This window comes from Acidovorax sp. 35-64-16 (assembly GCF_002281195.1).
GTDB classification, from domain to species: Bacteria; Pseudomonadota; Gammaproteobacteria; order Burkholderiales; family Burkholderiaceae_C; genus Acidovorax; species Acidovorax defluvii.
Map to the genome: position 1 here is coordinate 1 of NZ_NCFM01000006.1, position 25,836 is coordinate 25,836.

The following is a 25,836-nucleotide window of genomic DNA, read 5'->3' on the forward strand; positions in this document are numbered from 1 at the left end:
TCGGCCGTCAGCCGCCGCCTGGCCGACCTGGAGGCCGCGCTGCAGGTAGAGCTGTTCACCCGCAGCAACAGGGGCACAGAGCCAACGGCTGCGGCGTTTGCCCTGCTGCACATGGCGCGCGGCGTGCTCAATGACCTCGATGGCATTGCCAGCCAGATGCGCGAATACGGCACTGGCGTGCGCGGCCATGTGCGCGTGGTGGCCAACATATCGGCCATCACACAGTTTCTGCCCGGTGAGCTGCAAAGCTTTCTGGCGCTGCACCCGCAGGTGGACGTGCGCCTGCAGGAGCAGATCAGCACATCCATAGCCCAGTCGGTGGCCGAAAACGCCGCCGATGTGGGCATCCTGAACGATGGCAACTACGGCGACCGCATCACGCTGCTGCCTTACCGCACCGACGAACTGGTGCTGGTGGTGCCCACGGGCCACGCGCTGGCGCGGCGCAAGGCGGTTGCCATGACCGAGGCACTGGCTTTTGACTTTGTCGGGGTGCACCCGGGCAGCGCCATCAACAACCAGCTCACGCGCGCAGCCGCCGAGGCGGGCTTGCCGCTCAGGTTGCGCATCCAGGTCACCAGCTACGACGCGCTGTGCCTGATGGTGGCCGCCGGCCTGGGCATTGGCGTCATGCCGCGCGGCAGTGCCGCGCTGTACAAGGGCACGCTGGCAATCCGGGCTGTCACGCTGAACGAGCCCTGGGCCCAGCGCAGACTGGTGCTGGGCGTGCGCACCGAAGAATCCCTGTCCAGCGTTGCGCGCCTGCTGGTGGACCACCTTCGCAACCCACAACGCCCCACCACCCTGCCATGAACCAGCCCCTCGCCCCCCTGCAGTGGGACATTTTTTGCCGCGTGATCGACAACTTTGGCGACATCGGCGTCTGCTGGCGCCTGGCCACACAACTGGCCGGGCAAGGCCAGCAGGTACGCCTGTGGGTGGACGACGCTTCGGCCCTGCAGTGGATGGCGCCCGAAGGCTGCCCGGGGGTAGAGGTGCGTGCGTGGGGCTCGCCCGTGCCGGCCGCGCACGAGACGCCACCCGATGTGATGCTGGAGGCCTTCGGTTGCGAAATTGCTCCTGAATTCATAGCTTACAGCGCTTACCAGGCAAGCACAAGGGGGCAAAAACCCGTCTGGATCAATCTTGAATACCTGTCCGCAGAAGGCTATGTGGAGCGCAACCACCGCCTGCCCTCGCCCATCCTCTCAGGCCCGGCCGCGGGATGGACACGCTGGTTTTTCTACCCCGGATTCACCGCTGGCACGGGCGGCCTGCTGCGCGAACCGGACCTGTTGGAGCGCCGCAACGCGATGGACGCCACCGCCTGGCGTGCCGCGCAGGCTGCCAGTGCTATCAGTGACCCTTGTGACGCCAGTGACGTCAGTACGCTCGATCCGCAACGCTGGATCTCGCTTTTTTGCTATGAGCCCCCGGCCCTGCCCGACTTGCTGGCGCAATGCACAAAAACCCCCACGCACCTTCTCGTCACGCCCGGCCGTGCCACGCAGGCCGTGTACAACGCCGTGGGCCATTTATTTAACGAAAACGGCTGCCAGCCCTTGATGGAAAAGCGCGATCTGCTATCCATTTCGTATCTTCCCCACTGCACCCAACCTGCGTTTGACGACATGCTGTGGGCCTGCGACCTGAACCTGGTGCGCGGCGAGGACTCCCTGGTGCGGGCGCTGTGGGCCGGGCAGGCGCTGGTGTGGCAGATTTACCCGCAGCACGACAACGCCCACCACGACAAACTCATGGCTTTTCTCGACTGGCTGAAAGCCCCGCCCTCGCTGCGGCGGTTTCACGCTGCTTGGAACGGGCTGGACAACACACCGCTGGTGATGCCCGACGCTGTCACCCTGGCCGAATGGACGGCCTGCGTGCAGGCGGCCCGCGCACAACTGCTGATGCAGGACAACCTGGTGGCGCAACTTTGGCGCTTTGTGCGCGAAAAACGGTAAAATCCAAGGCTTTGCGCAAACAAGGCGCGGCACACCGGTGCCCCGCCTTTGCGCATTTTCGCCGCGGAACATGCATCGGCACGGCGCGCCTTCTTCCCTGAAGGCCACCAGCGAGCGCGTTGAGCGGCCCCAACCCAAGCAACCTGCTATGAAAATCGCTCAAGAAATCCGCGCCGGCAACGTCATCATGCACGGCAAGGACCCCATGGTCGTCCTCAAGACCGAATACGCACGCGGCGGTCGCGGCGCTGCCACCGTGCGCATGAAGCTCAAAAGCCTGATCGGCAACTTCGGCACTGAAAACGTGTTCAAGGCCGACGACAAGATCGACAACGTGATCCTGGACAAGAAGGAGTGCACCTACTCCTACTTTGCCGACCCGATGTACGTCTGCATGGACACCGAGTTCAACCAGTACGAAGTCGAAGCCGAAAACATGGGCGACGCACTGAACTACCTGGAAGACGGCATGACGCTGGAAGTGGTGTTCTACGACGGCAAGGCCATCTCGGTCGAGCTGCCCACCAGCGTCGAACGCGAAATCACCTGGACCGAACCCGCCGTCAAGGGCGACACGTCCGGCAAGGTGCTCAAGCCCGCCAAGATTGCCACCGGCTTCGAAGTGCCCGTGCCGCTGTTCGTATCGCAAGGCGACAAGATTGAAATCGACACCCGCACCGGCGAATACCGCAAGCGCGTGTAAGCATGTCTCATGCAGCAAAAAGGCTTCCCTCGGGAAGCCTTTTTTCTTGGTGTGCCTGCTGGCGTGGCGCTGGTTGGTGCCATGGCAGTACTTCACCAGTGCTATTGAAAAATGAGCTGGTAGCGCTTTCCAATCAATGGTTTCAATGTAAAAACAGCATGAAATCCAATGGAGAAAACCGCTAGCTGCTCACTTTTTAGATGGGCTGCGCCACCAGGTCGTGGCCCTGCACACCCACAATGCGTGCGCGGGTGAACTCGCCCACCTTCATCTGCTTGCTGATTTTTTCGGGCGGCAGCAACTGCACGGTGCCGTCAATCTCGGGCGCATCAGCGTAGCTGCGGCCCACGCCGCCCTTGCGCCCCATGGCGGGGGCGTGGTCCACCAGTACCTGCATGGTTGCGCCCACGCGGCGCTGCAGCTTGGCGACCGATACCTCTTCGGCCACTGCCATGAAGCGCGCGCGGCGCGCCTCGCGCTCCTCCAGGGGCAGCATGCCGGGCAGGCTGTTGGCCTCGGCGCCATTCACGTCGCTGTAGGCAAAGCAGCCCGCGCGGTCGATCTGCGCCTCGCGCATGAAGTCGAGCAGGTGCTGAAACTCTTCTTCGGTCTCGCCGGGGAATCCCGCAATGAAGGTGCTGCGGATCACCAGCTCGGGGCAGGCCTCGCGCCAGCGCTGGATGCGATCGAGGTTCTTCTCGCCGCTGGCCGGGCGCTTCATGCGCTTGAGCACGTCGGGGTGGCTGTGCTGAAAAGGCACGTCCAGGTAGGGCAGCACCAAACCTTGCGCCATCAGCGGAATGATCTCATCCACGCTCGGGTACGGGTACACATAGTGCAGGCGAACCCAGGCACCATAGGGCGCAGCCATCTCACCCAGGGACTGCACCAGCTCCAGCAGGCGCGTCTTGACGGGCTTGCCGTCCCAGAAACCGGTGCGGTATTTCACGTCCACGCCGTAGGCCGAGGTGTCCTGGCTGATGATGAGCAGCTCTTTGACACCGCCTTCGAACAGCGCCCGGGCCTCTTTCAGCACATCGCCAATGGGGCGCGACACGAGGTCGCCGCGCATGGACGGGATGATGCAGAAGGTGCAGCGGTGGTTGCAGCCCTCGCTGATCTTCAGGTAGGCGTAGTGGCGCGGCGTGAGCTTGATACCCGCCTCGCCAAAGGCGCCGGGCACGAGGTCGAGAAAGGGGTCGTGCGGCTTGGGCAGGTTGCGGTGCACGGCGTCCATCACCTCCTGCGTGGCCTGCGGGCCGGTCACGGCCAGCACGCTGGGGTGCATTTGCTGCACCAGGTTGCCACCGCCCTCGCCCGAGCGCGCGCCCAGGCAGCCGGTGACGATGACCTTGCCGTTCTCGGCCAGGGCGTCGCCAATGGTGTCCAGGCTCTCTTTGACGGCGTCGTCAATGAAGCCGCAGGTGTTGACGATGACCAGGTCCGCGCCTTCAAAGGTCTTGGAGGTCTGGTAACCCTCGGCGCTGAGTTGCGTGAGGATAAGTTCGGAGTCGGTCAGGTTCTTGGGGCAGCCGAGGCTGACAAACCCGACCTTGGGGGTTTTTGTGGGGGAGAGTGCTTCGCTCATATTCCCGTATTGTCCCAGTTCCGGCGACCCGGCAGTCCGGACAGTGGGATTGAGGCGCAAATCAGCGCTTGAGACCAAAGGCGCCCAGCATCTGCTCGGTCTGCTTTTGCATCTGCTCCTGCATCTGGTTGAGCATCGATTGCGATTGCTCCACGTAGTTGCCCATCATGCCCTTGAGCATGGGCGACTGCAGGCTCATGAACTGCGCCCACATTTCGGGTGTGACGTTTTGCGACTGTTCGGCCAGCTTGGCCTGCACATCAGTGAAAGCCTGCACGTTCTTTTCCAGGTAGGCCCCCATGAAGCCCTGCATCGCATGGCCATAGAAACGGATGATGTTGGCCAGCACCGCCTCGGTAAACATGGGTGCGCCACCAGCCTCTTCTTCGAGGATGATCTGCAGCAGAATGCTGCGCGTGAGGTCTTCGCCCGTCTTGGCATCGCGCACCACCACATTCTGGTGGGCCATGACGAGTTGACGCACTTCGGCCAGGGTGATGTAGGTGGAGGTATCGGTGTCGTAGAGGCGGCGGTTCGGGTATTTCTTGATCACGCGCTGCGCTGTCTTGGCGGCGGGGGCGCTTTTCTTGTCGGGCACTACGGACTCCTCGGGCGCAAGGCCCATTTATTGCAGTGCAGCAGATTCTAGAGAGTGATAGCCCCCTCTCCGGCAAAGGAATACCCTGATGAGTCCGAGCGGGCTATTCCCACCGACCTTGCACCATGGCGGCAGCAATCGCGCGAGTGGGAGTGTGCTTTGGTGCGCTGCCACCGCATGCGTCACTAAATCCGGGCTGGCTCACCACGCAATTCAGCGAGGCAGGCTGCGGTCTTTGGTGGCGTCGGTAACTGTGGGCGCAACGTCTGCATCGACCGTGCCTTCCGGATTCGTCAGCTCGCCGGCGGCACCGCCACTGATCGCGCCAGCCACTGCGCCAAGCGTGCCACCGACCAAGACACCAACCGGACCTGCAACCACGGCACCAACGGCCGCACCCGCAGCCGAACCCGCCACAACACCGCCACCGATCAAGGCAGACTTCGATTCCCGCTCGGTCTCTTCGGGAGTGAGCCCAACCTGGGCTGCGGGAGTCGGATCCTGGGACGGCACACCATGCCCGGGAACAGCCTGCTCGGCAAGGTCTGGGTCAACCGGTTGTACGCTCGTCGGCTGAGAAGTCAATGAGTTCATGTGTGCTCCTGGGGAAGTGGACGGGGACGCGAGCGAAAACGCTCGCTTACCACCGTTGTAAATTCCACACTGCGCTCTTTGCGTGGTCCAAGAGGCTGTGGCACCGTCAGACAGCATCCCGCGGCACCGCCACCGGTGGCGCACGCCATTAGGGGCCCACAACGAGGTTTGCCAGTAGCCTTTCCACCGGCGCCCGCGAAAGAACCATTGGGGCAACGTTCGCTCGTGCAAACGACAGCACATGGCATGTACGTACCGCCCCCGTGGCAGATCACCCATCGAGCGCATTGCCGCCCCGATAAAACCCGATTGATCTGCGGCACCAATAAAAAAGCCTTCCAAATCGTTGATTTGGAAGGCTTTGACCAATGGTTAGTTGGTAGGCGCGATTGGACTCGAACCAACGACCCCCACCATGTCAAGGTGGTGCTCTAACCAGCTGAGCTACGCGCCTGTCGTTGTTTAGATTTCAATTATAGCCATAAAAATCAGGCTGTTTGGCTGACGCTTCAACAAATCTTGGTGAAGAGCCCCCGTCAACTTTCGCGGATACGGCGCACGCAGCTCAGCGCCGCCGTGCAGAGCGCACTCCGGCAACGCCGCCCACAATGCCCAGCACCTTGTTAAGGCGGCCTGAATCGGCAACCTCCACGGTGAAAGTCATCCAGGCGGTGCCCTTGACCGACTGGGTCTGCACACCAATGACATTGGTCTTCTCGCGGGCAAAAACTTCCGAGATATCGCGCAACAAGCCCTGGCGATCGGCCGCCTCCACCGCGACGTCCACCGGGTACACCGCAGCACCCGCCGACGGTTTGTGAGCGCCCCATTCGACTTCGATCACCCGTTCGGCGTTGCGCGTCGCCATCTCGCGAAAATTGCTGCAGTCTGCGCGGTGCACGCTCACGCCCTTGCCCCGGGTGACAAAGCCACGGATATCGTCGGGTGGCGCAGGCTTGCAACACTTGGCCAGTTGCGTCATGAGCGAGTCGATGCCCACCACCAGCACGCCGCCTTTGGGCGCTGAGTCGTTGGTGCGGGTCTTCTTTAGCAGCAGGTAATCGTCGTGCTGCAGCACGGGCTCTGGCGGTCGAAAAAGGGTTTCAATGCTGCGCAGTGAAAACTCGTCCTTGCCCACCACCTCGAACAGTGCATCGGCCGACTTGAACCCCAGCTGCACCGCCAGATCGTCCAGTTTCATGGCCGTCTTGCCTTCGCGCTGCAGCAGTTTTTCAACCGCCTCGCGCCCGCGCGCCACCGTTTCATTGGTGGCCTGGGCATTGAACCAGGCACGCACCTTGGCCTTGGCCCGGTTGCTGGTGAGGTAGCCCAGTTCGGCATTGAGCCAGTCGCGCGAGGGGCGGCCTTCCTTGACGGTGGAGATTTCCACGGTCTGGCCGTTTTGCAGCGGGGTATTAAGGGGCACCATGGCGCCATCCACCCGGGCACCCCGGCAGCGATGGCCCAAGCTGGTGTGCACCGCGTAGGCAAAATCGACCGGTGTGGCGCCCTGGGGCAACTCCACCACCGCCGCATCGGGGGTCAGCACGTAGATACGATCGTCAAAAAGACCCCGGTTTTGCGCTGTGCCGACCAGGTCGCGCTCCCACGCCAGCAACTGGCGCAACACCGCGATCTTGGCGTCGTAATCGCCGGTGGCCGACACGCCCGCATATCCTTTGCTGCCCGCCTCTTTATAGGCCCAGTGCGCGGCCACGCCATGCTCGGCATGGTCGTGCATGGCCTGGGTGCGGATCTGGATTTCGATGGGCTTGCCAGCAGCGTCGCGCACGATGGTGTGCAGCGACTGATAACCATTGGGCTTGGGGCGTGCGATGTAGTCATCGAACTCTTCCACGACGGGTGTGAACTGCTCGTGTACCCAGCTCAGGGCCGCATAGCAGTCCTTGACCGATGGCACCACCACGCGCAAGGCCCGGATGTCGAGCACCTGGTCAAAATTGAGCGACTTGCCGCGCATTTTTTTGACGATGCTATAGATATGCTTGGGCCGCCCCTGCACGCTGGCGCTGATGCTGCGCGCGCGCAGGTCGGACTCCAGCCGGGCGCGCAGCTGCTCCATGTAGACCTCGCGCTCGCCGCGCTTTTCGTCGAGCAGGTGCGCAACCTCTTTGTAGGTCTCGGGCTCCAGGAAGCGAAACGACAGATCCTCCAGCTCCCATTTCACCTGCCAGATGCCCAGCCGGTTGGCCAATGGTGCAAACACCTGCAGCGATTCGCGCGCCAGGCTGGGCGACACCGGGGTTTTGCTGGCGGCATGAAAGCGCAGCGTTTGCAGGCGCGAGGCCAGGCGCAGCATGACCACGCGCAGGTCGCGCGAGAACGCCAGCAGCATCTTGCGCACGTTTTCGGTCTGCACCGCCGGGTCGTCCACCTGCTGCGCACCACGCGCCTGCCGCTGCACACGCATCAGATTGGTGGTTTCCACCGCCAGGGCCGCAAAGTTGTCGCCAAAGGCCTTGGCGATCACCTCACGGGGTTTGTTCAGGTGTCCGCAGGCATACACCAGGTAGCCAGCCGCCTGCATGGCGTCCGATCCGCCAATGGCTTTGAGGATGGCGGCCACGGCGTCGGCATGGGCCAGCGTGTTTTCACCGGAATCGAGCATCTCGCCCGCCATAAGGGGCTCGGCAAAGGCGCGAGCGCGCGCCAGGGCATTGACCTGCTCTGGCAGTGTGTGGGCCGTTGCGGCGAGGAGTTGCGGCAGGGTGTCAGCCGCAGGTGCCTGCGCAGCGGCGGCCGGCGGGTACGTTTTCATGCGGCCACCGTTGCTTCGGGGGCCAGCAAAAACTCTGAAACAACATGCACCTGGTCTTGCGCCATCAAGGTAGGGGCATGCCCCACACCTTCAAACTCGACCAGCTTTGCCATCGGCCCACGGTGCACCATGGCCTGGGCGGTCTCTGGCGAAAGCAGGTCAGACTGCGCGCCCCGCAGCAGCAGTGTGCGCGCGTGGATGCGGTCGTACAGCTGCCACAGCTGCATTGCACTTGCGGCAGAAACCTCGGGCGTCATGGCCTTGAAGGCCTGCGCGATGGCCGGGTCGTAGTGCATGGCCAGGCCGCCATCCGGCAAGGTACGCACCATGTGCCGCGACAGCTCCAGCCACTGCTGGGCGGTGTGCGGACCAAAGCTGGACGACATGATCCACATGGCATCGGCGGCCTGCTGCAGCGAATCAAACCGAACCGGCGCTCCCAGATACTGGCCGATACGTTGCAAGGCGAGCCATTCGATGGCGGGGCCGACGTCGTTGAGCACCAGCCGGCGCACCGGCACGCCCAGCGGCCACAGGCTTCCCACGGCCTTGGCAGAACCGCCGGCCGATTCAGCGGGCTCACCGGCCACGCCCAGCCCGGGCTGGCCACACAGGGCCATGCCGATCAGCCCGCCCATGCTGGTGCCCACCCAGTCCAGCTTCTGCACAGGGGCCTGCTGCTGCAACTGACCCAGCAAAGCCAGCATGTCGGCCGCGTATTGGGGTACCTGGTAGCCAGCGGGGTCGGCCAGCCAGTCGCTTTGACCCCGACCAACCACGTCCGGGCAGATGACCCGGGCATGGCGGCTGAGCGCACGCGCCAGGGTATCGAAATCCCGCCCCTGCCGCGTTAGACCATGCACACACAGCACCACGTGCGGATGGTCCGGGTTGCCCGTGCCGTTCCACTCCCTGTACGCCATGCGATGCTGCGCGGGAGGGCTGGCCAGCGCGCCGGAAAAGGGGCCCGCCGCAGAGGCAGCGCCCGGGCACAGTACGTAGTTCAGCGTAGGTTCAATCATGGGTGCAGGATCCGGCAACAGCGTTCGATAATTGCTGCGTTGCATCGTAATTCATTCGGAGAGACTCCCATGCTTAAAGGCAAAACCGCACTCGTTACCGGCTCCACCAGTGGCATTGGTCTGGGCATCGCCAAGGCCCTCGCCCGCCAGGGCGCCAACATCGTGCTCAATGGTTTTGGCGATGTGGACGGCCCACGCGCCGAGGTGCTGGCCGCCGGTCAGTCGGCAGGTGTCCAGGTGGCCTACCACGGCGCCGACATGAGCCGCGCAGCCGATATCGAGGACATGATGAAGTCCGCTGCATCGCAGTTCGGTCGTGTGGACATCCTCGTGAACAACGCCGGCATCCAGCACGTGGCGAGCATCGAAGATTTTCCGGTGGAGCGCTGGGACGCGATCATCGCCATCAACCTTACAAGCGCCTTCCACACCTCGCGGCTGGCCCTGCCCGCCATGCAGGCGGCCAACTGGGGGCGCATCATCAACGTGGCCTCGGTGCACGGGCTGGTGGGCTCGGCGCAAAAATCGGCCTACGTGGCGGCCAAGCACGGCATCGTGGGCCTGACCAAGGTGACGGCGCTCGAAAATGCGGCCTCTGGCGTCACTTGCAACGCCATTTGCCCCGGCTGGGTGCTGACGCCGCTGGTGCAAAAACAGGTGGATGCCAAGGCGGCAGAGCGCGGCATCACCAACGAAGAAGCCAAGCGCCTGCTGCTGGGCGAAAAAGAGCCTTCCATGCAATTCACCACGCCCGAAGAGCTGGGTGAGCTGGCGGTGTTCTTTTGCTCTCCGGCCGCCAACAACGTGCGTGGCGTGGCGTGGAACATGGACGGCGGCTGGACAGCCCAGTAAGCGGGCCACCAGATCAACGGGGCAGCGGCGGGCAGAAGTCGGCGGCGCAGCATTAACAGGCAGCCACAGCCTGCCGCCATGCCCACCACAGACGCTATCATTTCAATAGCTTTTAGCGCTTACCCCATAAGGGCTAGAGGCCATTTTAACGTTAAATACACCCCTGGCCCATCTTTCGGCCAGCGTCAGCGCATCTGCACCGAGCCCGAGACGTTGACAACCACCTGCGCCTTGCCCGCTTCCACCGGCACCGGCGCGTCCGAATACGCTGCCGATTTGGCCTCCATGGCCATTGCGCGCGGGCGGGGGCCGGGAGACATCTCGTTGCTGTTCACAGACACCTCGCGCAGGCTGTAGTTGGCAAAGCCAAACCCGCGGCTCAAATCGGCGGCGCGCGCCTTGAACTGCTCGATGGCCAGGGTCTGGGCCTCGCCCTCCACCTTAGCGCGGGCCTCGCGTGACAAGGCAAACCCCACTTGGCTGATGGCCATGGTCTGGATTTTTCCTGCCGTGGCTGTGATGCGGGCAAAGTCTCGGCCCTCCAGCACCAGCTCGGCCCGGCCCTGCCAGCCATTGATCTTGCCGTCCTTGCCGTAGCGCGGGTACAGCCCGAAGGGGCCCGTACGCACGTCCATTTGCCCGGACTGCGCATTGCGCTTGGCCTCCGCCAGTGCAGCATCCAGCGCCTGCTTGAGCTGTGCCTGCGTGGAAGCCGCGTCTGCGCCCTCTTTGCTCGTGGACAGCGCCAGCACCAGCAAATCCTGCTGCACCTCAACCGTTCCAGAGGCTGAGAGTTGCACCACATTGCGTGGTTCGGCGGTTTGGGAATTTTGAGAAAAAGCAGCCCCAGCGCACACCATAAAAGCGCTGGCAGCTATCAAACGAATAGCATTTTTCATGTCAAAAAGTCCTTGCGATCAACGCACTGCACCACACCGGTGCTGCACAGGCTTCGACAGTAACCGCTGCAGATGCCGGCCTTCATGAACCGTGCGTGAGCGGCCTGCACACCGGGGCAAAACTTGTAACAGTTGGTCAAACACCGGGCAGAAACCCGAACTTCCGGGCTGAAGCTGGTCAGAATTGGCTCTGTTACAAATTGGACCTGCAATCACCATGGCTACAACAACCAACCGTACCGACAAGATTCTGGTGGTGGATGACGATGCACGCATCCGCGATCTGCTGCGCCGCTACCTGACCCAGGAAGGCTTTGAAGTCATGGTCGCCGAAGACGGCAAGGCGCTCAACCGCCTGCTGCTGCGCGAAACGGTGGACCTCATCGTGCTTGACCTGATGATGCCCGGCGAAGACGGTCTGTCCATTTGCCGCCGCCTGCGTGCCGCCAACGACCGCACGCCCATCATCATGCTCACCGCCAAGGGCGAAGACGTGGACCGCATCGTGGGCCTGGAAGTGGGCGCCGATGACTATCTGGGCAAGCCCTTCAACCCCCGCGAACTGCTGGCGCGCGTGCATGCCGTGCTGCGCCGCCGCCCTGCGCAAGAGGCGCCCGGCGCCCCCTCGGGCGACAACGAAGTGGTCACCTTCGGCCCCTTCACGTTTGACCTGGGCACGCGCGCGCTGCAGCGCAATGGCGAAGAGCTGCCGCTGACCACGGGCGAATTCGCCATGCTCAAGGCCCTGGTGCGACACCCGCGCCAACCCCTGTCGCGCGAAAAGCTCGCCCTGCTGGCGCGCGGCCGCGAGTTCGAGCCCTTCGACCGAAGCCTGGATGTGCAGGTGTCGCGCCTGCGCAAACTGGTAGAAGTAGACGCCGCCGCACCACGCTACATCCAGACGGTGTGGGGCGTAGGCTATGTTTTCGTACCGGACGGAACGAACTGACCATTTCATGCGCAAATCCGAAGGCCGGCCGGCACCCCGACAGCCGGTGACCGCACCATCCGACGCCACCAGTCCCGCCCCCCTGGAGTCCCTGCGCCGCGCGCGCGAGCAGCGTGCGCGCGTGGGGCTGAACCTGTTCTGGCGCACTTTTTTCCTGCTGGCGCTGCTGCTGGTGGGCAGCATCCTTGCCTGGCTGCAAACGCTGCGCGCCCTGGAGTTTGAGCCGCGCACGTTGCACACGGCCCAGCAGATTGCGTCGCTGGTCAACCTCAGCCGTGCAGCGCTGGTGCACGCGGATGCCATCGCGCGCGTGTCGCTCATCAAAACCATGGCCGACCAGGAAGGGGTGCGCATCCTGCCGCGCGAGCCGGGCGACAAATTCACGTTGCTCGACAGCACTGCACTGGGTAACCGCCTGACCCACGAGCTCACCCAGCGCCTGGGCCCTGACACCATCGTGGCCCAGAACGTGAACGGAGAAAATGGCCTGTGGGTTGGTTTCAACATCAATGGCGACCCCAACTGGTTGCTGATGGACCGCTCGCGCTTCAGCCCCGCCGGCGGCCGCACCTGGCTGATCTGGCTCATCACGGCAGGCGCCCTTTCGCTGGCCGGCGCTGCTGCCATTGCCCGGCTGATCAACCGGCCTCTCAAGCAGCTTTCGTATGCCGCCAACCGCGTGCGCGATGGTGATTTCGCCGCCAGCCGCCTCGACGAAGAAGCGGTGACCAGTGAAATCCGCGAAGTGAACATCGGCTTCAACCGCATGGCACAAAAGCTTGCCAAGCTGGAGCAGGACCGCGCCGTCATGCTGGCCGGCATTTCGCACGACCTGCGCACGCCGCTGGCGCGCCTGCGGCTCGAAACCGAAATGAGCGTGGTGGATGAAATCGCACGCGAGCACATGGTGGCCGACATCGTGCAGCTTGACGCCACCATCGACAAGTTTCTTGATTACGCACGCCCCGACCACGTCACGCTCACCCCCGTCAACCTGCACGGCGTAGTGTCGTCCTGCGTTTACGCGGTGCAGGACCACCGCGAGCTGCAGATCACCATGGAGATCCCGGAAGACCTCAACGTGTTGGCGGACGAGGTGGAACTGGCGCGCGTGATTTCCAACCTGCTGGAGAACGCACGCCGCTATGGCAAGACGGTGGACACCGCCGTCACCCACGTGGACATTGCCGCCAAGGGCCGCGAAAACTGGGTATTGATCAAGGTGCGCGACCATGGCACCGGCGTGCCACCCGAGCAGTTATCCAACCTGACCAAGCCCTTCTTTCGCGGCGACTCGGCGCGCACCGCAGCCGCTGGCGCCGGGCTGGGCCTGTCGATCGTGGACAAGACGGTGCAACGCATGGGTGGCATTTTTGCGCTGGCCAATTCCACCAGCGGCGGGCTGGTGGCGCATATCCAGCTGCAGCGGGCCCCCAACCTACCCGAGGGGGAAGACCCCAAGCAACGCCTGCAGCGCCCTGCCATCAAGCGGCAACTCCCGCGCCGCCGGGCTGAGGACCACGCGGACTGACTGCTCTGCAGCGCCAGCCAGCGGCACGGGGCCTTCATCGCCTGTGCCGACAAGCCATGATTGCAAGGACAGGGCAATGCAATGGCGCACATTGCCTGGCCCGCAGCCCATGCCGACAGGGTCAGGCCTTGAACAGCAACACCACGGCGCGCGCCTCCATGGCCAGCCCCTGACCTACCGGGCCCAGGCGCTCGGCGGTCTTGGCCTTGACGTTCACCTGCGCTTGCCCCACCCCCGCGGCGGCCGCAATGCACACGCGCATGGCAGGAATATGGGCGGCAAGGCGCGGCGCCTGCGCAACCACGGTGCTGTCGATGTTGCCGATGTCGTAGCCCGCCGCGCGCACCCGGCGCGCCGCCTCCGCCAGCAGCACACCCGAATCTGCTCCGCGAAATGCCACGTCGGTGTCCGGAAAATGGCTGCCGATGTCGCCCAGTGCAGCAGCCCCCAGCAAGGCGTCGGTGATCGCATGCAACAGCACGTCTGCATCCGAATGGCCCAGCAGGCCCATGGAATGGGCAATCTCCACCCCGCCAATCACCAGCCGGCGCCCGGGCACGAGCGCATGCACATCCCAGCCTTCGCCAATCCTGAAATTCATCGAGTCACCTTCACCCACGCGGGGTTCAAAACATGGTCTTTTTGCCAACCGCTGGGGCCACCTGCCCGCGCGCGCCACCAAAACGATCGAGCGTGGCGCCATGCGCGCGCTGCGCCAACACGGCGGCCGCCAGGGCAAAGTCGTCCGGATAGGTCACCTTGAAGTTTTGTGCCCCACCGGGTACCAGCCGCGGGTGCAGGCCCATCGCCTCCATGGCACTGGCTTCGTCGGTGGCACCCGAACCCACACGCTCGATGGCCGCTTTGAGCGGGCCCATGCGGAACATCTGGGGGGTCTGGGCCAGCCATTTATCGCTGCGGTCCACGGTGGACGCCACGCGCACGCCGCCGGGCCCGTCAATCGATGTTTTGAGCGTGTCGGCCAGCTTGTGGGCCAGCAAACCGCCCACACCATCGTGCTGGCAGGTATCCATCAGCGTATCGATCTGTGCGGACGTCACCAGACAGCGCGCTGCGTCGTGCACCAGCACCCAGTCGTCGGGCTGTGCCCCGCGCTCCTCAAGCGCCCGCAAGCCACCCAGCACGGTATCTGCGCGCGTGGGGCCACCGCATTCCACCGTGAAAAAGGCAGGGTGGGCGTAGGCGTCCAGAAAATGATCGCCCGGCGCCACCGCCACCAGCGTGCCCAGCAAGCGGCTCACCCCGGCAAACGCTGCCAGGGTGTGCATCACCATGGGGTGCCCTGCCACCAAATGGTATTGCTTGGGCAGGGCCGGGTTGGCAGATGCCGCGGCTGGCGTGGCAGCAGGAGGCACGGCACGCAAGCCCATGCCCGCACACGGCACCAGCGCCCAAAAACGCCCCTGGGTGGACAAGGGAGCGAGCGGTGGGTGCAGGAGCGAAGCAGTCATGTGTCGCTCATTCTAAAATCTCCCGCTGCCCACCCATCCAGCCCGTGCGCGTTTTGCGCCCCAGGGGATGCGGCGGGCCCAGACGACACCGTCCGCATGGAACTGCCCAAACTCTCCCCCGGAAAACGTTTCACCCTGCCCCGCCCCCTGGGCAGCGCAGATTCGCTGCTGCTGGCCCGCCTGGCCGAGCGCGACAAGGCCGGTGGCCGCACCACCGCCATCGTCACGGCCGACGCCACCGATGCGCAGCGCCTCATCGACGAGATGGCTTTTTTTGCGCCCGCCCTGCGCTGCGCGCTGTTTCCCGACTGGGAAACCCTGCCCTACGACACCTTCTCGCCGCACCAGGATTTGATCAGCGAGCGGCTGGCCACGCTGTGGCGCATCAGCCAGGGCGAAGCCGACGTGGTGCTGGTGCCCGCCACCACGGCGCTGTACCGGCTGGCTCCACCGTCCTTCCTGGCGGGCTACACCTTCCACTTCAAGGTCAAGCAAAAGCTCGACGAGGCGAAGTTCAAGGCCCAGCTCACGCTGGCGGGCTATAGCCATGTATCGCAGGTGGTGAGCCCGGGCGAGTACGCCGTGCGCGGCGGGCTGATTGATTTGTTCCCCATGGGCTCGCTGGTGCCCTTCCGCGTGGACCTGTTCGACGACGAAATCGACTCCATCCGCACCTTCGACCCCGACAGCCAGCGCAGCCTGTACCCCGTTCCCGAGGTGCGCCTCTTGCCAGGCCGCGAGTTCCCCATGGACGACGAGGCGCGCGCCAAGTTCCGAAGCCGCTGGCGAGAAATGCTGGAGGGCGACCCGACCAAGAGCCGCATCTACAAGGACATGGGCGCGGGCGTGGCCACGGCCGGTATCGAGTACTACCTGCCACTGTTCTTTGACGACACGGCCACGGTGTTCGACTACCTGGGAGGCGAAGCCACGGTGGTACTGCATGGCGACCTTGAACCGGCCTTCCAGCGCTTCTGGCAGGACACGAAAGACCGCTTTCGCCTGATCCAGGGCGACCCTGAGCGCCCCGCGCTGCCACCCGAGTCGCTGTTCCTCTCCGTGGACCAGTTCTACACGCGCGCCAATCTGCACGCGCAACTGTCGCTGCGCCCAGGTGTGCAGGATGTGGATGACAACCCGCACTTTCAGAACCTGGGTGACCTGTCGGTGGTGCGCGGGGCCGAGGACCCGCTGGCCCGCCTGCACGCGCACATCCGCAACACGCAACACCGCGTGCTGCTGTTGGCCGAAAGCGATGGCCGGCGAGAGAGTTTGCTCGACTTCTTGCGCGCCAGCGGGGTAAACCCTCCGGCGTTCGATTCGCTGGCCGAGTTCCAGGGCGACACCACCGAAAAGGTGGGTATCGCCACGGCAGCCCTGAACGCGGGCTTCAGCTGGATCGAGGACGGCATCGACTTCGTGACCGAGACCGAGCTGTTCGCCGCAGGCCCCACCACGCGCCGGCGCAAGAAGCAGGAACAGGTGAGCGACGTCGAGGCGCTGATCAAAGATCTGGCCGAGTTGAACGTGGGCGACCCCGTGGTGCACAGCGCCCACGGCATCGGTCGCTACCGCGGCCTCGTCAACATGGACGTGGGCAACAAGAACCCCGACGGCACGCCCGCCATGCAGGAGTTTTTGCACCTGGAATACGCCGACAAGGCCGTGCTGTATGTGCCCGTGAGCCAGCTGCAGCTGATCAGCCGCTACACCGGCGTGAGCGCCGACGAAGCCCCGCTGCACAAGCTGGGCAGCGGCCAGTGGGAAAAAGCCAAACGCAAGGCCGCCGAGCAGGTGCGCGACAGCGCGGCCGAGTTGCTCAACATCTATGCCCGCCGCGCTGCGCGCGAGGGCCACGCCTTCCGCTACAGCGCGCAGGATTACGAGACTTTTGCCAACGACTTCGGCTTTGAAGAAACCGCTGACCAGAACGCAGCCATCCACGCAGTGATCCAGGACATGATCAGCCCCCGCCCCATGGACCGCCTGGTCTGCGGAGACGTGGGCTTTGGCAAGACCGAGGTCGCCCTGCGTGCCGCCTTTGTGGCCGTCACGGGCGGCAAGCAGGTGGCGTTTCTGGCGCCCACCACGCTGCTGGCCGAGCAGCACTACCAGACGCTGGTAGACCGCTTCAGCAAATGGCCGGTGAAGGTGGCCGAGGTCTCGCGCTTTCGCTCGGGCAAGGAGATCACCGCCGCCATCAAGGGCATTGGCGATGGCACGGTAGACATCGTGGTGGGCACGCACAAGCTGCTCAGCGAATCGACCAAGTTCCACAACCTGGGCCTCTTGATCATCGACGAGGAGCACCGATTCGGTGTGCGCCACAAGGAGGCGATGAAGCAGTTTCGCGCCGAAGTGGACGTGCTTACCCTCACGGCCACGCCCATCCCGCGCACGCTGGGCATGGCGCTCGAAGGCCTGCGCGACCTGTCGGTCATCGCCACCGCGCCGCAGCGGCGCCTGGCCATCAAGACCTTTGTGCGCAGCGAAGGCACGGGCGTGATCCGCGAAGCCGTGCTGCGCGAATTGAAGCGCGGCGGCCAGTGCTACTTTCTGCACAACGAGGTCGAGACGATTGAGAACCGCCGCCAGAAGCTCGAAGAGATATTGCCCGAGGCGCGCATCGCCGTGGCCCACGGACAAATGCCCGAGCGCGAGCTCGAACGCGTGATGCGCGACTTTGTGGCCCAGCGCTACAACATCCTGCTGTGCTCGACCATTATCGAGACCGGCATCGACGTGCCTACGGCCAACACCATCATCATGAGCCGCGCCGACAAGTTTGGCCTGGCGCAGCTGCACCAGCTGCGCGGCCGTGTGGGACGCAGCCACCACCAAGCGTATGCGTACCTGATGGTGCCCGACGTCGAAGGCCTGACCAAGCAGGCACAGCAGCGGCTTGATGCGATCCAGGCCATGGAGGAACTGGGCAGCGGCTTTTATCTGGCCATGCACGATTTGGAGATCCGTGGCGCGGGCGAAGTGCTGGGCGAGAACCAGAGCGGCAACATGCTGGAGGTGGGCTTTCAGCTCTACAACGAGATGCTCTCCGAGGCCGTGCGCTGCCTCAAGGCGGGCAAGGAGCCCGACCTGCTCTCTCCCCTGTCCGTCACCACCGACATCAACCTGCACGCCCCGGCCCTGCTGCCCGACGACTACTGCGGCGACGTGCACCTGCGCCTGTCGTTCTACAAAAAACTCGCCACCGCCAAGACGCCCGACCAGATCGACGGCCTGCTCGAAGAAATCGTAGACCGCTTTGGCAAGTTGCCGCCGCAGGCACAAACGCTCATCGATGTGCACCGCCTGCGCGTGCTGAGCCAGCCCTATGGCGTGGTGAAGGTGGATGCCGCGCCCGGCGTCATCACCATCACCTTCAAGCCCCAGCCGCCCGTCGACCCCATGCGCATCATTGAGCTGATCCAGAAGAACAAGCACATCAAGCTGGCCGGCAACGAAAAGCTGCGCATTGAGCGCGAGCTGAAAGACCCCAAAGACCGCGCGCAGATGGTGCGCGACATCTTGCGCAGCCTGGGCCAGCCGCTGGCACAGCCTGTCGCCGCCTGAGCCATGGTGCTGGAAGCTGCGCTCACGGCCATCGCCCTGCTGGTGGCGCTTGGGTTGCGCCCCTGGCGCCTGCTTGGCAGTCGCAAGGCGGCCAACGGGCCCGACCAGGAGCTGTCACCCCTGCTCACACCCTTGCTGGCTACGCTGGTGGTGTTGCCATGGATGTGGGCGCTGCCCACGCTGCATGCCATGCCGCTGCAACTGCAGTGGTCGGGTGCGTGCATGGTGGTGCTAATGCTGGGCTGGCCCCTGGCCATTCCCGTGCTGGTGGTGGTGGGAGTGATCGCCTGCCTGATCTCTCCGGCCATGGGCTGGCCCGAAGCGCTGGGAGCCATCGCCTGGCAAGGCGTAATCCCCGCGACCCTGGCGCTGATGGTGGGGGCGCTGGTGCGGCATTTCATCGGCACGAAGCTCTTCGTCTATGTGCTGGGCCGCGCCTTTCTGGGCACGGTGCTGTGCCTCTTTGCCTCAGGCGCCCTGTCGCAATGGAATGGTCATCTGTTGCCTGGCGTGGGCGACGAGCTCTCACTCGTGGCGCGCTGGCTGATGGCCTGGGGTGATGCGTTTGTCACGGGCATGCTCACGGCCGTGTTTGTGGCCTTCAAACCGCAATGGCTGGCCACCTGGTCCGATCCGCTCTATCTTGGGCATTCGAGGTAGGCGGCGGGCAATCGTTGCACCAGCAATTGACGTAAATCAACGCGCTGGACAGCCTGCGGCGCAATAGTAGTAAACCCATTCAAACAGGAGGGTTTCATGAAATTGCTGACCGATCTTTTTTCCACCGACTACGGCCTGATGAGCATCATCGGCATTTTTTTCATGCTGGGCATGATGGTTTTCTTCATTCGCCTGTTTCTGGGCAAGATGGATGAAAGCGCAAGCAACAGCACATCGGGACAAGCCCCTCGGCCACCAGGCTCCCGCTGACGAACGGTGGACCCGCAGGCGTGGAGCCCAGGCAGGCGGGCTAACATTGCGGCTTTCGTATCCGCAACGCTCCGCAGTTTTCCATGACCCACGCCACCGAATTCGCCCCCGGCCTCGTCGTCCAGGGCATTGAGCCTCCGCTGTCCCTGACGAGCTACCAACTCATGGCCTTTGACATGGACTCCACCCTCATCAACATTGAGTGTGTAGACGAAATTGCCGATGCCGCCGGCCGCAAGGCCGAAGTGGCAGCCATCACCGAGGCCGCCATGCAGGGCCTCATCACCGACTACAAGGAAAGCCTGCGCCAGCGCGTGGCCCTGCTCAAAGGGGTCACCGTGGGTCACATGGAACAGGTGTTCGCTGAACGCCTGCGCTTCAACCCCGGTGCCAAGGAACTCATCACCGCCGCCAAGGCCGCTGGCCTGACCACCTTGCTGGTTTCGGGTGGCTTCACATTTTTTGCTGACCGTGTGAAGGCCAGCCTGGGTATTGATTTTGCGCGCTCGAACCGGCTGGAAGTTGAAGACGGCCTGCTGACCGGCCGCATGGTGGACCAGCCCTGGGGTGACATCTGCGACGGCGCGGAAAAGCGCCGTACCTTGCTGGAGATGGCTTCGCTGATGGGCATCGATCCGTCGCAGGCGATTGCCGTGGGCGATGGCGCCAACGACCTGCCCATGATGGGTGCAGCCGGCCTGTCAGTCGCGTACCACGCCAAGCCCGCCGTGCGGGCGCAGGCCAACATTGCGATCAACCAAGGCGGGCTGGACCGCCTTCTGGAAGTGCTGCGGCCCTGAAGCGCTTGCCCGACGCTTCTTTTGAGGCGTTACGCCACCTTGTCCGGTAGCCCCGGCACAAGGGGCTTAGCGGCCAGGCGGCGCGATGTGGGCATCGCCACCACGCTCTGGGGATCGGCGAGCAGATCGGCCAGCGTCACCTTGTCCAGTACGGCAAAGAAGGCCCGCATGGCCTGACCAAGCACCCCCTTGAGATAGCAATGGCTGCTCAGTCGGCATTGGTTGTGCTCGGGGTCAAAGCACTCGACCAGGTTGAAATCGGTTTCGGTGGCACGCACCACGGCACCGATGTTGATGTCGTTTGCAGGCTTCATCAGGCGCATGCCGCCCCCCCGTCCGCGCGTGGTTTCGAGCAGACCCTGGGCTGACAGCTCCTGCACGATCTTGGTCAGGTGGCTGCGCGAAATGTCATAGCTTTCTGCCACCTCGCTGATGGTGACGGGCTGCAAACGCCCTTCAGTGGCCGCGCAATACATCAGCACGCGCAGCGTGTAGTCGGTCCATTGGGTCAGACGCATTGGATTGCTGCAGGTCAATTAAAAGGAATAGTTGGCATGAATTTTATGTCATAAAATATTCATATCAAATGTATCTTTATAGGAACACCCCATGAACGCCCGCCTGGAAACCGCCGCCGCCGCACTGAGTGCCGATCAGCAAATCGGCCAGATTGCAGTACAACTGCCCGGTGCTACCGCCGTCTTCCGCCGTCTGAAACTGGATTTTTGCTGCGGCGGCCAGGTCCCTCTGGCAACCGCCGCTGCTGAGAAAGGCCTGGACGTGAATGCCGTGCTGTCCGAGCTGGCTGCCCTGCAGCGCCCCAGCGCCCTTCCTGGTGTGAGCGAGCCCGGCGCACTGGTGGACCACATCCTCGCGCGCTACCACGACGTGCATCGCGTGCAGTTGCCCGAATTGATTCGCATGGCACACCGCGTAGAAGCCGTGCACCGCGCCAACCCTGATGTGCCTGCCGGTCTGGGTAACCTGCTGGAAGAAATTCAGCAAGAACTGCTGTCGCACATGCAAAAGGAAGAAGCCATTTTGTTCCCCATGCTCAAGTCGGGCGGCAACCCGTTCGTGAACCAGCCCATCGGCATGATGCGGGCCGAACACGTGGACCATGGCGCAGCGCTTGAGCAGCTGAACGCCCTGACCCATGACGCCACGCCACCTGCCGGCGCCTGCAACACCTGGCGCGCCCTGTACGCGGGCATTGCCCAGTTTGGCGACGACCTGATCAACCACATCCACCTCGAAAACAACGTGCTGTTCCCACAGTTCGAAGCCGCCCAGCAGGCCGCACCTGCGGCACGCGGTGGCTGCGGTGGCACATCGGGCTGCGGATGCAGCTGAGCCCCTCTGCGCCCAGCCCGTCGCCCGGTAGTGGCAATGGCGGCGAGTGGCGCACGCCCAGCGTGGAAAGCCTGACCGAGCTCGTGCACAGCTTTTATGCTGCGGTTCGGGCCGACGCCCTGCTGGGCCCCGTGTTCGAGAATGCCCTGCGTGACCGGTGGGAGCCCCATCTGGCGCGCATGGTCGATTTCTGGAGCACGGTGGCACTGGGCAGCAAGCGTTTTCGTGGCAACGTATTTGGCAAGCACATGGCGCTGCAGGGTGTGACGCCAGCGCACTTTGCCGTGTGGGTGCGCCTGTGGGGCGAGCAGACCGAACGGCTTTTCGCGCCCGAGGTGGCGCGCGACCTGCAGATCACCGCCCACGGCATCGCCCGCAACTTGTTTCTCGGATACTTCGGCACGCAGCCTGTGTTTTGCAATGGTGCCGACGTCGAAGGCGCCTCGTCAGCGGCCGGTCACTAGACTCCTGATTTAATAGCGCAATGCGCTTTATCTACATGGGCTAGAAGCGCATTTCATTCAAATTTAACGCTGGATTGTCGGCCCAGGCTGCACGGCCCTCCCCCCGCGCACTGCAGCGCCCTGACCGCGCATCCAGCGGCCTCGGCCATAGGGTTACCGCTCGGCCCGGACAGGTTCTGGCGCCGGAACATGGGGCCGCACCAGCCGCACCAACAGCCGGGTCCCCTTGCCCACGTCGCCGCGGCTCTCTGCGGTTTCCAGGTTTACCGCCCAGCCTTGGCGAAAGGCCATGTCGCCGCCACCGGAGCGGCTGTTCATGACATTGCCGTAGTTGTACTGGTTGCCCGACCCCGTGCTGACATTGGCAGTGCCCGACCAATGCCAGTCGTGCGGCGCGGCGGGAAACAGCGCCGGGTCAAGCCCCGCCGGGCTGATCGTCTTGTCCACCAGTCGCTTCAGCTCTGGCACGCGCGGCAGCCGCCAGCGCATGCCGTCGGCCTTCCAGCGGGCATTGGCCAAGGCCACGGCTTGCGCATGGTCCAGCCGCTGCGGGGTGCCAGTGCAGGTCTTGCCGTTCCACTGCATGCCCTCCACACAGCGCGGCCACACCAGCCGCGCGCGCAGATCAATGATAGAGGCACCATCCTCTGACGGCACCAGCATGGGCGAGGCGGGCGAGCCGGCCGGGTCTGCCGCCTGGGCGCCTGCAGCAAGCCACATGCCGCCCAGCAACAACCAGGAGGGGCGAACAAATAAAGGCTGTTTCATGGTGCGAGGCTCTCTGGCAAAAAATGGCGGCGGACCGCCTGATGCCCCCCTTGCAGGAACAAGCCCCCGGGAGGCGGTGCGCCTGAAGTATCCCCGACAAACGCGTCCTTCACCCCCGGCCAACGGGGCTGACCCGCATTGCGGGCACAGCACCCGTCTGCCGCCGTGGCCTGCGTCAGCCCGCAACCCCTTGCCACACCCACCACGCCAGCGCCAGCATCATGCAGCCGGTCACAGCGTCCAGCACCCGCCAGGCGCGGGGATTGGCAAACAGCCCCTGCATCCGCCGCCCGGCCAGCGCCAGCGCGGCAAACCACACCAGGCTGGCCGAAGCCGCCCCCATCACAAACACCCACTTGAGACCACCGTCCTGGCGTGCACCAATCGAGCCCACCAGCACCACGGTGTCCAGATAAACATGGGGATTGAGCAGCGTGATCACCGCCAGGGTGCCAATCACGCTGAGCAAACCACGCGGGGCCGCAACGGGCGTGGAGCCAACGCTGGCATCGGGCGCTGTGAAGGCGCGCCACCAGGCAAAAAGGCCATAGGCCAGCAGAAAAACCGCGCCGCCCACACTCAGGTAATAGGCCAGCGTGGGCGAGTGCCCCAGCAACTGCGCCATGCCGGCCACGCCAACGCCAATCAGCAGCGCATCGCTGGCCACACACCACGCGACGCAGGCGCGCACATGCTGGCCACTCACGGCCTGGCGCAGCACATACAGGTTCTGGGCCCCGATCGATACGATGAGCGACAGGCACACGGTAAACCCGGCAAGCCACGAAGAAGAAACATTGGCAGTCCACATGCCACCGATTCTGGACAGCGGCCGTGATTAAGTAAAATTAATTCACCTGAACCAAAGTTAGCAATTCTTCATGCTGGATTACACCGGACTCCAGGCCCTGGCCGCCGTGGTGCGGGAAGGCAGCTTCGAGCGGGCGGCCCGCAGACTGCACATCACACCCTCGGCAGTGTCGCAGCGCATCAAGCAGCTGGAAGAGCGCACGGGCCAGGTGCTGGTGCTGCGCGGCACCCCCTGCACCGGCACCGACGCCGGGCGGCGGCTGTGCCTGCATGTGGAGCAGGTGGCGCTGCTCGAAAACGAACTGCGCCGCACCAACCCGGGCCTGATGCCCGACGGCCATGCCACGCCCCCCACGCTGAAGCTGGCGGTGAATGCCGATTCGCTGTCCACCTGGTTCATGGACGCCATGGCCGCCTTCACCGCCGGGGGCAACGAACTGCTGGACATCCGCATCGACGACCAGGACCACACGGCCCAGCGCATCAAGGAAGGCGACGTGCTGGCCGCCGTCACGGCCAGCGCGGGCAGCATTGCGGGCTGCAATACCTGGCCGCTGGGGTCGGTGCGCTACGTGGCCGCGTCCAGCCCCGCGTTTGTGGCGCGGCATTTTGCGGACGGGGTCAGCGCCGAAGCCATTGGCCGCGCCCCCATGATGACCTTCGACCGCAAGGACCGCCTGCAGGAGCAATGGATGCAGCAGCAGGGGCTGGCCTCGCGCCACAACCCGCCCAAGCATTTTTTGCCGTCCAACAACGGCTTTGTGCGCGGCTGCGAGGTGGGCATGGGCTGGGGCATGCACCCCACGTCGCTGATCCAGCACCAGCTCGACGCCGGCACCTTGGTGGAGTTGCTGCCCGGCACCGGCATGGACATGCCGCTGTATTGGGTGCACGCCCGCTCGGCCCAGACAGGCCTGGAGCGGCTGACCCAGTGCGTGATGGTGGCCGCACGCCAGTGGCTGGTGCCGACCAAGCCCACTTGAGCGCATTGAGGCATCAAAAATAATAGCTGCTTGCGCTTACCAGTATTGGGCTGCAGTCCATTTTTACTCAAAATTGCGCCGCCAGAGCCCGCTGACCGGTGTTTTGAGCACGAGCCGCCTCGAAGGCTCCTTCGGGGCGTGCCTCAGTCGTCCTGCGCGCGTGGGGGCAGCCCGGCGGCAGAGCGCAGGGGTTCGAGCAGCTGCGAAAGGCCGTTGTGGTCGATCTCGTGCATGAGCGCCAGCAAACGCCCCAGATCGCTGCGCGGAAAGCCCTCGCGGGCAAACCAGTTGAGGTAGTTGCCGGGCAGGTCGGCCAGCAAGCGGCCCTTGTATTTGCCATACGGCATGGACACCGTGACCAGGCGCTGCAGCTGGCTGGGGTCCATCATCAGCCCCCCGCGCGCTTGACCTGGTGGCCGAGCTTTTTCAGCGTCTCCACCACACGGTCCACATGGTCACCCTGCACCTCGATCACGCCGTCCTTGACGGTGCCGCCGCTTCCGCACCCGGTCTTGAGCTGCTTGCCCAGTCCGGCCAGCGCGTCGGCATCCAGCGCCACGCCCTTCACCACCGTCACGGCCTTGCCGCCACGTCCCTTGGTTTCGCGCGAAACGCGCACGATGCCGTCGCCCGCTGGCACCGATGCTGCCTTGCACACGCACTGAGCCTGCGGCTGCCGGCAGTCGGGGCACATGCGCCCATGGTCGGTGGAATACACGAGGCCGCCCAGGCCTGCCAGATCACGCAAGGATTTCATGGTGCGGGCCTCAGGGCTGGGGGGTGGCAGGTGTAGGCGTTGGCGCCGGGGCAGGTGCAGGCACCGGGGCGCGCAGCATGTGGAAATTGAGGATGCGCGTGGCCATCACCGTTTCCACAAAAAAGAGCACCAGCGCCAGCAGGAACGACAGAACGCCGCTCAAAAAGCTTCCCAGTGCCAAAGTGTGGCCGCGAAAGTCGGTGGTCTCTCCAAGAAACAGCAGGATGATGGTCACCCCAATCAGAAACCCGCACAGCGTGAGCAGGCCAATGCAGCCATTGGCCATGCGCCCACGGGTGCGCAGGTAACCCAGCTCCAGCACAGCGCGCTGCAGAAAATCGGCCGAACACCGGAGCCACCGCCAGCTGGATGCTGTGGGTGATGGTGGATGAATCAAGGGCAAGGTTCATGGTGTCGAGAAGGCATTGCGGCGCGCGGCGCGGACGGGTT

Annotated in this window: 26 protein-coding genes, 1 tRNA gene and 1 pseudogene; 13 read left to right on the top strand and 15 right to left on the bottom strand. The window is 64.2% G+C overall.

The window, feature by feature from the left end; all coding sequences use genetic code 11:
• The 3 genes from B7Y64_RS06360 to efp form a co-directional block, all read left to right on the top strand.
• On the top strand, positions 1-813 hold an 813-nt coding region (locus B7Y64_RS06360), incomplete at its 5' end, for a LysR family transcriptional regulator (protein WP_291328557.1).
• Positions 810-1,964, top strand: a complete 1,155-nt coding sequence (earP, locus tag B7Y64_RS06365; RefSeq protein ID WP_291328559.1) for an elongation factor P maturation arginine rhamnosyltransferase EarP — start codon at positions 810-812, stop codon at positions 1,962-1,964. The genes B7Y64_RS06360 and earP, both read left to right, overlap by 4 nt.
• 148 nt (positions 1,965-2,112) lie before the next feature.
• Positions 2,113-2,667 carry an elongation factor P gene (efp, locus tag B7Y64_RS06370; RefSeq protein ID WP_024815372.1) on the top strand — a complete coding sequence of 185 codons (555 nt, stop codon included), beginning with the start codon at positions 2,113-2,115 and terminating at the stop codon, positions 2,665-2,667.
• A 196-nt stretch (positions 2,668-2,863) separates the two neighbouring features.
• Here efp and rimO read toward each other — a convergent pair whose 3' ends face one another.
• From rimO to B7Y64_RS06400, 6 genes are all read right to left on the bottom strand, one after another.
• Positions 2,864-4,255, bottom strand: a complete 1,392-nt coding sequence (gene rimO / locus B7Y64_RS06375; protein WP_291328561.1) for a 30S ribosomal protein S12 methylthiotransferase RimO — start codon at positions 4,253-4,255, stop codon at positions 2,864-2,866.
• 61 nt (positions 4,256-4,316) lie between these two features.
• Positions 4,317-4,880: a polyhydroxyalkanoate synthesis repressor PhaR gene (gene phaR, locus B7Y64_RS06380; protein ID WP_051463489.1), complete on the bottom strand. Its 564-nt coding sequence runs from the start codon at positions 4,878-4,880 to the stop codon at positions 4,317-4,319.
• Between the two features lie 186 nt (positions 4,881-5,066).
• Complete coding sequence (locus B7Y64_RS06385; protein ID WP_291324747.1) at positions 5,067-5,447, bottom strand: hypothetical protein; 381 nt, start codon at positions 5,445-5,447, stop codon at positions 5,067-5,069.
• Positions 5,448-5,824: 377 nt separating this feature from the next.
• A tRNA-Val gene (locus B7Y64_RS06390) sits at positions 5,825-5,901 on the bottom strand.
• 111 nt (positions 5,902-6,012) lie between these two features.
• Positions 6,013-8,226, bottom strand: coding sequence for a bifunctional (p)ppGpp synthetase/guanosine-3',5'-bis(diphosphate) 3'-pyrophosphohydrolase (locus tag B7Y64_RS06395; RefSeq protein WP_024815376.1), 2,214 nt, complete (start codon positions 8,224-8,226; stop codon positions 6,013-6,015).
• Positions 8,223-9,248 carry an alpha/beta hydrolase gene (locus tag B7Y64_RS06400; RefSeq protein ID WP_291324748.1) on the bottom strand — a complete coding sequence of 342 codons (1,026 nt, stop codon included), beginning with the start codon at positions 9,246-9,248 and terminating at the stop codon, positions 8,223-8,225. Before B7Y64_RS06400 ends, B7Y64_RS06395 begins: the two co-directional genes overlap by 4 nt.
• 69 nt (positions 9,249-9,317) lie before the next feature.
• On the opposite strand from B7Y64_RS06400, the gene B7Y64_RS06405 reads away from it, so the two are divergent.
• Positions 9,318-10,100: a 3-hydroxybutyrate dehydrogenase gene (locus B7Y64_RS06405; protein ID WP_024815378.1), complete on the top strand. Its 783-nt coding sequence runs from the start codon at positions 9,318-9,320 to the stop codon at positions 10,098-10,100.
• A 185-nt stretch (positions 10,101-10,285) separates the two neighbouring features.
• Here the strand turns inward: B7Y64_RS06405 and B7Y64_RS06410 are convergent, their stop codons facing one another.
• Complete coding sequence (locus B7Y64_RS06410; protein WP_291324749.1) at positions 10,286-10,999, bottom strand: SIMPL domain-containing protein; 714 nt, start codon at positions 10,997-10,999, stop codon at positions 10,286-10,288.
• A 217-nt stretch (positions 11,000-11,216) separates the two neighbouring features.
• Between B7Y64_RS06410 and ompR the strand changes: the two genes are divergently transcribed.
• Both ompR and B7Y64_RS06420 read left to right on the top strand, forming a co-directional pair.
• Entirely contained in the window at positions 11,217-11,948 is a 732-nt protein-coding gene (gene ompR / locus B7Y64_RS06415) for a two-component system response regulator OmpR (RefSeq protein WP_024815380.1), read from the top strand.
• Positions 11,949-11,955: 7 nt separating this feature from the next.
• On the top strand, positions 11,956-13,479 hold the full coding sequence (locus B7Y64_RS06420) for a sensor histidine kinase (RefSeq protein ID WP_024815381.1): 1,524 nt from the start codon (positions 11,956-11,958) through the stop codon (positions 13,477-13,479).
• A 121-nt stretch (positions 13,480-13,600) separates the two neighbouring features.
• Here B7Y64_RS06420 and ispF read toward each other — a convergent pair whose 3' ends face one another.
• The gene (gene ispF, locus B7Y64_RS06425; RefSeq protein ID WP_024815382.1) at positions 13,601-14,080 is read right to left on the bottom strand and encodes a 2-C-methyl-D-erythritol 2,4-cyclodiphosphate synthase; all 480 of its coding nucleotides are present in this window, start codon (positions 14,078-14,080) and stop codon (positions 13,601-13,603) included.
• Positions 14,081-14,105: 25 nt separating this feature from the next.
• Positions 14,106-14,951 carry a 2-C-methyl-D-erythritol 4-phosphate cytidylyltransferase gene (locus B7Y64_RS06430; protein ID WP_291324750.1) on the bottom strand — a complete coding sequence of 282 codons (846 nt, stop codon included), beginning with the start codon at positions 14,949-14,951 and terminating at the stop codon, positions 14,106-14,108.
• 96 nt (positions 14,952-15,047) lie between these two features.
• On the opposite strand from B7Y64_RS06430, the gene mfd reads away from it, so the two are divergent.
• The 4 genes from mfd to serB all read left to right on the top strand — a co-directional run bounded on the left by mfd (position 15,048) and on the right by serB (position 20,251).
• Complete coding sequence (gene mfd / locus B7Y64_RS06435; protein ID WP_291328563.1) at positions 15,048-18,521, top strand: transcription-repair coupling factor; 3,474 nt, start codon at positions 15,048-15,050, stop codon at positions 18,519-18,521.
• 3 nt (positions 18,522-18,524) lie between these two features.
• The gene (locus B7Y64_RS06440) at positions 18,525-19,181 is read left to right on the top strand and encodes a hypothetical protein (protein WP_111867587.1); all 657 of its coding nucleotides are present in this window, start codon (positions 18,525-18,527) and stop codon (positions 19,179-19,181) included.
• 96 nt (positions 19,182-19,277) lie between these two features.
• Complete coding sequence (locus B7Y64_RS06445; RefSeq protein ID WP_081739383.1) at positions 19,278-19,451, top strand: DUF3149 domain-containing protein; 174 nt, start codon at positions 19,278-19,280, stop codon at positions 19,449-19,451.
• Between the two features lie 83 nt (positions 19,452-19,534).
• The gene (serB, locus tag B7Y64_RS06450; RefSeq protein ID WP_291324751.1) at positions 19,535-20,251 is read left to right on the top strand and encodes a phosphoserine phosphatase SerB; all 717 of its coding nucleotides are present in this window, start codon (positions 19,535-19,537) and stop codon (positions 20,249-20,251) included.
• Positions 20,252-20,280: 29 nt separating this feature from the next.
• Here the strand turns inward: serB and B7Y64_RS06455 are convergent, their stop codons facing one another.
• Positions 20,281-20,769, bottom strand: a complete 489-nt coding sequence (locus tag B7Y64_RS06455) for an Rrf2 family transcriptional regulator (RefSeq protein WP_024815387.1) — start codon at positions 20,767-20,769, stop codon at positions 20,281-20,283.
• 91 nt (positions 20,770-20,860) lie between these two features.
• On the opposite strand from B7Y64_RS06455, the gene ytfE reads away from it, so the two are divergent.
• Complete coding sequence (gene ytfE, locus B7Y64_RS06460; RefSeq protein ID WP_024815388.1) at positions 20,861-21,604, top strand: iron-sulfur cluster repair protein YtfE; 744 nt, start codon at positions 20,861-20,863, stop codon at positions 21,602-21,604.
• Entirely contained in the window at positions 21,595-22,068 is a 474-nt protein-coding gene (locus B7Y64_RS06465) for a group III truncated hemoglobin (protein ID WP_291324752.1), read from the top strand. The genes ytfE and B7Y64_RS06465 overlap by 10 nt, the downstream gene beginning before the upstream one ends.
• Before the next feature lie 153 nt (positions 22,069-22,221).
• Here B7Y64_RS06465 and B7Y64_RS06470 read toward each other — a convergent pair whose 3' ends face one another.
• Positions 22,222-22,836, bottom strand: a complete 615-nt coding sequence (locus tag B7Y64_RS06470; protein ID WP_291324753.1) for a DUF1566 domain-containing protein — start codon at positions 22,834-22,836, stop codon at positions 22,222-22,224.
• A 175-nt stretch (positions 22,837-23,011) separates the two neighbouring features.
• Complete coding sequence (locus B7Y64_RS06475) at positions 23,012-23,647, bottom strand: LysE family transporter (protein ID WP_291324754.1); 636 nt, start codon at positions 23,645-23,647, stop codon at positions 23,012-23,014.
• A 70-nt stretch (positions 23,648-23,717) separates the two neighbouring features.
• Here B7Y64_RS06475 and B7Y64_RS06480 point away from each other — a divergent pair, with 70 nt between their 5' ends.
• A complete protein-coding gene (locus B7Y64_RS06480; protein ID WP_291324755.1) occupies positions 23,718-24,629 on the top strand; it encodes an HTH-type transcriptional regulator ArgP in 912 nt (303 codons plus the stop codon).
• Positions 24,630-24,772: 143 nt separating this feature from the next.
• Here the strand turns inward: B7Y64_RS06480 and B7Y64_RS06485 are convergent, their stop codons facing one another.
• From B7Y64_RS06485 to B7Y64_RS06495, 3 genes and pseudogenes are all read right to left on the bottom strand, one after another.
• Positions 24,773-25,015, bottom strand: coding sequence for a DUF3820 family protein (locus B7Y64_RS06485; RefSeq protein WP_291328596.1), 243 nt, complete (start codon positions 25,013-25,015; stop codon positions 24,773-24,775).
• Between the two features lie 2 nt (positions 25,016-25,017).
• The gene (locus tag B7Y64_RS06490) at positions 25,018-25,386 is read right to left on the bottom strand and encodes a translation initiation factor Sui1 (protein WP_291325438.1); all 369 of its coding nucleotides are present in this window, start codon (positions 25,384-25,386) and stop codon (positions 25,018-25,020) included.
• Between the two features lie 10 nt (positions 25,387-25,396).
• Positions 25,397-25,796, bottom strand: a pseudogene (locus B7Y64_RS06495) (DUF2721 domain-containing protein).
• Positions 25,797-25,836: the final 40 nt, after the last annotated feature.

Bases quoted from the DNA above. Each gene is read 5' to 3' on its own strand.
- earP (WP_291328559.1), top strand. From the start codon at position 810: ATGAACCAGCCCCTCGCCCCCCTGCAGTGGGACATTTTTTGCCGCGTG.
- efp (WP_024815372.1), top strand. From the start codon at position 2,113: ATGAAAATCGCTCAAGAAATCCGCGCCGGCAACGTCATCATGCACGGC.
- rimO (WP_291328561.1), bottom strand. From the start codon at position 4,255: ATGAGCGAAGCACTCTCCCCCACAAAAACCCCCAAGGTCGGGTTTGTC.
- phaR (WP_051463489.1), bottom strand. From the start codon at position 4,880: ATGGGCCTTGCGCCCGAGGAGTCCGTAGTGCCCGACAAGAAAAGCGCC.
- B7Y64_RS06385 (WP_291324747.1), bottom strand. From the start codon at position 5,447: ATGAACTCATTGACTTCTCAGCCGACGAGCGTACAACCGGTTGACCCA.
- B7Y64_RS06395 (WP_024815376.1), bottom strand. From the start codon at position 8,226: ATGAAAACGTACCCGCCGGCCGCCGCTGCGCAGGCACCTGCGGCTGAC.
- B7Y64_RS06400 (WP_291324748.1), bottom strand. From the start codon at position 9,248: ATGATTGAACCTACGCTGAACTACGTACTGTGCCCGGGCGCTGCCTCT.
- B7Y64_RS06405 (WP_024815378.1), top strand. From the start codon at position 9,318: ATGCTTAAAGGCAAAACCGCACTCGTTACCGGCTCCACCAGTGGCATT.
- B7Y64_RS06410 (WP_291324749.1), bottom strand. From the start codon at position 10,999: ATGAAAAATGCTATTCGTTTGATAGCTGCCAGCGCTTTTATGGTGTGC.
- ompR (WP_024815380.1), top strand. From the start codon at position 11,217: ATGGCTACAACAACCAACCGTACCGACAAGATTCTGGTGGTGGATGAC.
- B7Y64_RS06420 (WP_024815381.1), top strand. From the start codon at position 11,956: ATGCGCAAATCCGAAGGCCGGCCGGCACCCCGACAGCCGGTGACCGCA.
- ispF (WP_024815382.1), bottom strand. From the start codon at position 14,080: ATGAATTTCAGGATTGGCGAAGGCTGGGATGTGCATGCGCTCGTGCCC.
- B7Y64_RS06430 (WP_291324750.1), bottom strand. From the start codon at position 14,951: ATGACTGCTTCGCTCCTGCACCCACCGCTCGCTCCCTTGTCCACCCAG.
- mfd (WP_291328563.1), top strand. From the start codon at position 15,048: ATGGAACTGCCCAAACTCTCCCCCGGAAAACGTTTCACCCTGCCCCGC.
- B7Y64_RS06440 (WP_111867587.1), top strand. From the start codon at position 18,525: ATGGTGCTGGAAGCTGCGCTCACGGCCATCGCCCTGCTGGTGGCGCTT.
- B7Y64_RS06445 (WP_081739383.1), top strand. From the start codon at position 19,278: ATGAAATTGCTGACCGATCTTTTTTCCACCGACTACGGCCTGATGAGC.
- serB (WP_291324751.1), top strand. From the start codon at position 19,535: ATGACCCACGCCACCGAATTCGCCCCCGGCCTCGTCGTCCAGGGCATT.
- B7Y64_RS06455 (WP_024815387.1), bottom strand. From the start codon at position 20,769: ATGCGTCTGACCCAATGGACCGACTACACGCTGCGCGTGCTGATGTAT.
- ytfE (WP_024815388.1), top strand. From the start codon at position 20,861: ATGAACGCCCGCCTGGAAACCGCCGCCGCCGCACTGAGTGCCGATCAG.
- B7Y64_RS06465 (WP_291324752.1), top strand. From the start codon at position 21,595: ATGCAGCTGAGCCCCTCTGCGCCCAGCCCGTCGCCCGGTAGTGGCAAT.
- B7Y64_RS06470 (WP_291324753.1), bottom strand. From the start codon at position 22,836: ATGAAACAGCCTTTATTTGTTCGCCCCTCCTGGTTGTTGCTGGGCGGC.
- B7Y64_RS06475 (WP_291324754.1), bottom strand. From the start codon at position 23,647: ATGTGGACTGCCAATGTTTCTTCTTCGTGGCTTGCCGGGTTTACCGTG.
- B7Y64_RS06480 (WP_291324755.1), top strand. From the start codon at position 23,718: ATGCTGGATTACACCGGACTCCAGGCCCTGGCCGCCGTGGTGCGGGAA.
- B7Y64_RS06485 (WP_291328596.1), bottom strand. From the start codon at position 25,015: ATGGACCCCAGCCAGCTGCAGCGCCTGGTCACGGTGTCCATGCCGTAT.
- B7Y64_RS06490 (WP_291325438.1), bottom strand. From the start codon at position 25,386: ATGAAATCCTTGCGTGATCTGGCAGGCCTGGGCGGCCTCGTGTATTCC.